Source organism: Deinococcus sp., from assembly GCF_025362455.1.
GTDB lineage: Bacteria > Deinococcota > Deinococci > Deinococcales > Deinococcaceae > Deinococcus.
Genome location: NZ_JANYGJ010000253.1, coordinates 1 through 5,119 on the forward strand (window position 1 = coordinate 1; position 5,119 = coordinate 5,119).

Annotated in this window: 5 protein-coding genes; 2 read left to right on the forward strand and 3 right to left on the reverse strand. The window is 65.8% G+C overall.

The features are described 5' to 3' along the window. Positions 1-265: 265 nt before the first annotated feature. The 3 genes from Q0R23_RS17500 to Q0R23_RS17510 form a co-directional block, all read right to left on the reverse strand. Positions 266-1,243: a type II CAAX endopeptidase family protein gene (locus Q0R23_RS17500; RefSeq protein WP_293915132.1), complete on the reverse strand. Its 978-nt coding sequence runs from the start codon at positions 1,241-1,243 to the stop codon at positions 266-268. Between the two features lie 59 nt (positions 1,244-1,302). Then, positions 1,303-2,337, reverse strand: a complete 1,035-nt coding sequence (locus Q0R23_RS17505; RefSeq protein WP_293915134.1) for a low specificity L-threonine aldolase — start codon at positions 2,335-2,337, stop codon at positions 1,303-1,305. Positions 2,338-2,669: 332 nt separating this feature from the next. Continuing rightward, a complete protein-coding gene (locus tag Q0R23_RS17510; protein WP_293915136.1) occupies positions 2,670-3,284 on the reverse strand; it encodes a peptidylprolyl isomerase in 615 nt (204 codons plus the stop codon). 133 nt (positions 3,285-3,417) lie between these two features. Here Q0R23_RS17510 and Q0R23_RS17515 point away from each other — a divergent pair, with 133 nt between their 5' ends. Both Q0R23_RS17515 and Q0R23_RS17520 read left to right on the forward strand, forming a co-directional pair. Continuing rightward, on the forward strand, positions 3,418-4,176 hold the full coding sequence (locus Q0R23_RS17515; RefSeq protein WP_293915138.1) for a phosphodiester glycosidase family protein: 759 nt from the start codon (positions 3,418-3,420) through the stop codon (positions 4,174-4,176). 73 nt (positions 4,177-4,249) lie between these two features. After that, complete coding sequence (locus Q0R23_RS17520) at positions 4,250-4,645, forward strand: hypothetical protein (RefSeq protein ID WP_293915140.1); 396 nt, start codon at positions 4,250-4,252, stop codon at positions 4,643-4,645. The last annotated feature ends 474 nt before the right edge of the window (positions 4,646-5,119 follow it).

Genomic DNA, 5,119 nt, shown 5'->3' on the forward strand with positions numbered 1-5,119 from the left:
GCCCGTCACCGCCACCACCCACAGATACCGCGCCGGGCTGGGCGGCAAGGTCCGCAATGCCGTGAAAAAACGGGTCGGCTGGGTCAGCAGATCGGTGAGGACCGGCGCACTGCCAGTAGATTTGGACAGGTTGGTCATGGATACCTCGCAGGGTGGGCAGAGTGAAGTGGTGCCGTCGGCTTCATCAAGTACGCGCACACGCCCGGCTGAGTTGCCAGGCAGGGTTGGGTTGCCAGGCAGGGTTGGGTTGCCAGGCAAGGCCAGCTCATACGCCTTTCAGCAAGCCTGGAAACAGCAGCGGCAAGCTGGCCAGCGCCACCACAGCCAGCACCAGCACGACCAGCAACACGGTGCTGACCGTCCAGATGCTGCCGCCTTCAGACCGGGGTGAGGTGCGTGGGGTCAGCCAGAACGAGGCGACGATGAGCGCCGTGACGCCCATCAGCAGCCCGGCCAGCCCCAGCCCCAGCGGAATTTTCATCCCGGCCACGTCGCCGCTCAGGGCACCGAAGGTCTTGCCCTGGAGCAAGGCCCCCAGCCCGACGGCCAGCGAGTTGTTCAGGACGTGGATAATCACGCTGTTCCACAGGCTGCCGGAGTACTGCACCACCCGCGCCAGCACCCAGGCCAGCGGCAAGATGGCGGCCACCTGCGCCGGAGCCCCGTGCGCAAAAGCGAAAATCAGGCTGCTCATCACGGCGGCGACCAGCGGGCCGCGTGCCCATTCCAGTCCGCGCATCAGCGTTCCCCGGAAGGCGATCTCCTCGGCGATAGGGATCAGCACGCCCGCCACCAGCAGCAGCACCCACAGATCGAAGCCGCTCGACTGAAACTGCGGGATGTTCTGCGAGCCCTGTGGCCAGAGGCTCAGCACGAAGATGAGAATGGAGCGCGAGGCCGCGAAACTCAGCGCGAAGGCCCCCAGCGCCACGCCGATATTCGGGCGGGTCGTCCAGCGGGTATCGGAGAGCAGCAGCCGGAAGGTGCCGGGCATAATGAGCCGGAACACCAGCACGGTGCTGATGAACGACAACAGCAGCGAGGTGCCCAGCGGCAGCTTGAAGCCCTGCAAGGCCACCGCCGAGACCACGTTTTGCAGCAGCAGCAGACTGGCCGCCGTCCAGCCGCCCTGCGAGACGCTGAGGTGCGGGGCAGACGGCTGAACCTCGGCGGGCGGGGGCGCGGACTGACCCAGCAGTTCCTGGGCCATCAACGGCGTTTTCAGCGGCGGCACATCAGACATGAGCCCAGATTAGCCCGTGAGCCGGGGCGTGAGTGCGGCCAAGCTCTCAGGGGCAGCTCTCAGGCCGAAACCGAATTCCCCACACGCACGATCCCCACGGCCCGCTCCAGCATCTCGTCGTCGATCTGGTAGTGGGTCACGAAACGCACGCTGTCGGTGTCCAGGGCGTTGGCGAGCAGCCCCTGGGCGGCCCAGACGTCTACCCGGCGCTGGGCCTCCGGAATGGTCGCGTAGACGATGTTGGTCTGCACGGCCTCCAGATTCACAGTGTAGCCAGCCTCGATCAACGCCTCGGCCAGCTTGCGGGCGCGGGCGTGGTCGGCGGCCAGGCGGGCCGGGCCTTCTTGCAGCGCGATCAGTCCGGCAGCCGCCAGCACGCCCGCCTGCCGCATGCCGCCGCCGAGCATCTTGCGGTAGCGGTGCGCCAGCTTGATGTGTGCCCGGCTTCCGGCCAGCACGCTGCCCACCGGGGCGCCCAGCCCTTTGCTCAGACACAGGCTGACGGTCTGAAACGGAGCCGCCACATCCCTGAGACTCACGCCCAGCGCCGCCGCCGCGTTGGCCATGCGGGCGCCGTCGAGGTGCAGCGGCAGGCCCTCCTCATCGGCCACTGCGCGAATGGCGTGCATCACGTCCAGCGGAATGACGGTGCCGCCGAGCTTGTTGTGGGTATTTTCCAGGCTGATGAGGCCGGTGGGCGACTGGTGAATGCTGCGGCGCACGGCGCGTTTGATCTGCGCGGGATCGGGCACGCCCAGCGGCGCGGGCACGAAGCGCGGCACCACGCCGGAGAAGGCCGCCATCATGCCCAGTTCCCATTCGTAGATGTGCGAGCCCTCGGCGCAGATAATTTCCTGGCCCCGCGAGGTATGCGCGGCGATGGCCGCCTGGTTGGTCATGGTCCCCGACGGCATGAACAGCGCCGCCTCGAATCCGAGCTGCCGGGCGACCTCTTCTTGCAAGGTGTTGACGGTGGGGTCTTCGGCGTACACGTCGTCGCCGACCACCGCCTCGGCCATCGCCCGGCGCATTTCAGGGGTCGGAACCGTAACGGTGTCGCTTCGCAGATCGATTCGGTCAGGGTGAGCAGGCATGGGCGGATGCTAGCGCTTGAGGGGTTGTGGGAAGTGGGCAGTGGGGTGTGGGCAGTGGGAATAGCACGCCGGGGATTAGAGCAGTACTCCGACACTACACGGGGGAAAACAGCCTCCCCGCGCCTCCATTCTGCGCCTTGCTCAGTCAACACTACTCGCTCCGCTCGGTCATAAAAAGGGTCTTTTTATGACATCTGCTCTAGATGTCGTGCTGAACAGACTTGAGCCTCTCAACGAGAGAAGCGTGTCGCCCTGAGCGAAGCGGAGAGCTTACCGCCCCTCCCCTCAGAGCGACAACGGTTGATCTTTTGTCTGTTCCCACTTCCCACCTCCTACTTCCCGTCCTCCACCTCAATCCTCACGCTCGTAATCGTATCGGGCTTCAGCGCCGCGTCCGGCTTGCCGGGATCGATCTTTTGCAGGGCGTCCACGACCTTCTGGCCCTCCGCGACCTTGCCGAAGACGGTGTACTGCCCGGCCAGGAAGGCGGCGGGCGCCAGGGTGATGAAAAACTGGCTGCCGTTGCCGTGCGGGTCGCCGGTCCGGGCCATCGCCAGCACGCCCGCCTGATCGAAATTGAGCTTGTTGTCGATCTCGATGTAAAAATCGTAGCCGGGGCCGCCCGTGCCGGTGCCGGTAGGGTCGCCGCCCTGGGCCATGAAGCCCTCCAGAACGCGGTGAAAGGGCGTGGCGTCGTGGTAGTGGTTCAGGGCCAGGAACACGAAGTTGTTGACGGTTTTGGGCGCCTGCTGCGGGTACAGATCGAGCGTCACGTCACCCTTGCTGGTCTTGAGGACCGCGCGGTAGTTCTTCGCCGGATCGGTGACCCACTCCGGGGCGTCGAACTTGAGCACCGGCTTGTCGGTCAGGGGCGCCACCGGCACCCAGGCGGCGTGGGCGGCGCTGGCGAGAAGCAGGGCCGAGACGGTCAGGAGGGATACGCGCATGGGGTCCAGGGTAGCAAAGTGGGGTGTGTCGTAGGCGGTGCGACAAGAAGTTGGCATACCGAGCCTGCCCAGTCACCTCCTGGCCCACGCGCACTCATCCCCGTCACGCGGCCAGGCGGCATGATGACCACGCATGCGCCGCGCCCTGTGTGTTCTCTCGTTGACCCTCAGTCCATCCGCGCTGGCCGTGCAGGTCAGCTTTCCCGTCTGGCAGGGCAAAAGCTACACCGTGAACACCCTCGACCTGCGCCGCGACACCCTCAAGCTGTACTGGAACAACCCGGCCACCAAAGCGCCGTTCCTGCAATTCAGCGACCTCAGCAGCTACCTGGCCGGGCGAGGTGAGACCTTGCAGTTCGCCACCAACTCCGGCATCTACACCCCCGCCTACGCGCCGCTGGGCCTGCACATCGAGGCCGGGCGGGTGCTCAGGCCGCTGGTGCAGTCGCGCCGGGCCAACACGCCGGGCGGCGGCAACTTTGCATTGAAACCCAACGGCGTGTTCTGGACGAAGGGCAGCCAGGCGGGCGTCACGGAAACCGGCGCCTACGCCCGCAGCCCGGTTAGCCCCGACTACGCCACCCAGAGCGGCCCGATGCTGGTCATCGGCGGCAAGATTCACCCGGAATTTGGCGCCAGCAGCGCCAGCTTCAAGATTCGCAGCGGCGTGGGCGTGTGCAGGGGCGGCCCAGGCCAGAATCAGGTCGTGAAATTCGCCATCAGCGCCGCGCCGGTCAACTTCTACAGCTTCGCCACCTTCTTCCGCGACGCGCTGGGCTGCCCGGACGCGCTGTACCTCGACGGCTCGATCAGCGCGGTGTATACGCCGGAGCTGGGCGGCACACAGTTCGTCAATTTTGCGGGCCTCTGGGGCGTGACGACTCGGCACTAAGGACGGCGCTGGGGACGGCACTGAGGACGGCGCTTCATCTCACATCGACGAGAAAGCCGTTACCATTGGCGCCATGAACCGCATGTTGAGTGTAGGAATTCTGTTGCTCGCCTCTGTCAGCCAGGCCGAGACCGCCACCAGTTTCATGGTCAAGATGCTGGCCAGCCCTGAGAAGACCGGCGGGCGCTGCACCAGGCTGGGAAGCGGTGGTCAATCCTGCGCCTGGAGCAAAACGCCCTACTTCGCCTCCGCCGAGGCGCTGCTGAAAACCAAAACCTTCTACACCCTCTTCGCCGAGAGCCCCACCTTCAAACTGAGCGAGTTCAAGGTGGTCGGCACCGATCTCGACAAAGCCTACCCGATCAAAACCGGGGCGCTCAAAGGCAGCTACGCGACCAACGTCAAGCTCGACAGGGGCAGCCGTATCGCGGTGCGCTCCGCCGAGTCGCAGAAGCTGTACGGGTACTGAAGCTGGGACGCGCCTAACCGTCAGGCGTTCCTAACCGTCAGGTGTTAACGAGGCGACGCCGTACCTTGACTTTCGTGGGCCGGGCCAGGAAGTCTCTCACCATGACCCACCTCCCCCCATCTGGTCCCCGACCAAGCAGCACCCTGCGTTCGACGCAGCCCTACGTCCGGCTGGTCGTCTGGCTGTTGCTCCTGGCGGCGGCCTGGCGGCTGTCCAGCCCGGTGCGGGGGCTGACCCTGGCGAGTCACTGGGACCACTGCTCTCGCCGGGGCGGGCGCTGCTGCTGGGCGCGGCGGTCGCAGCGCTCATCAAGTCGCTGCTGGAGGAGTATTACTACCCCAGCCGGGTCTACAGAGCGGAAATGGGGAGTGGGAAGTAGGAAGTGGGCAAAGATGAAGGGTCTGTTCCCACCCCCCACTTCCCCGAACCCACGTCCCTCTCCAGCCGCTAGACTTCCGGGGTGCGCGTCGCCGT

What these genes read in the sequence shown, in the direction of transcription:
- Q0R23_RS17510 (WP_293915136.1), bottom strand. Translation starts at nt 3,284, where the DNA reads ATGCGCGTATCCCTCCTGACCGTCTCGGCCCTGCTTCTCGCCAGCGCC.
- Q0R23_RS17515 (WP_293915138.1), top strand. Translation starts at nt 3,418, where the DNA reads ATGCGCCGCGCCCTGTGTGTTCTCTCGTTGACCCTCAGTCCATCCGCG.
- Q0R23_RS17505 (WP_293915134.1), bottom strand. Translation starts at nt 2,337, where the DNA reads ATGCCTGCTCACCCTGACCGAATCGATCTGCGAAGCGACACCGTTACG.
- Q0R23_RS17520 (WP_293915140.1), top strand. Translation starts at nt 4,250, where the DNA reads ATGAACCGCATGTTGAGTGTAGGAATTCTGTTGCTCGCCTCTGTCAGC.
- Q0R23_RS17500 (WP_293915132.1), bottom strand. Translation starts at nt 1,243, where the DNA reads ATGTCTGATGTGCCGCCGCTGAAAACGCCGTTGATGGCCCAGGAACTG.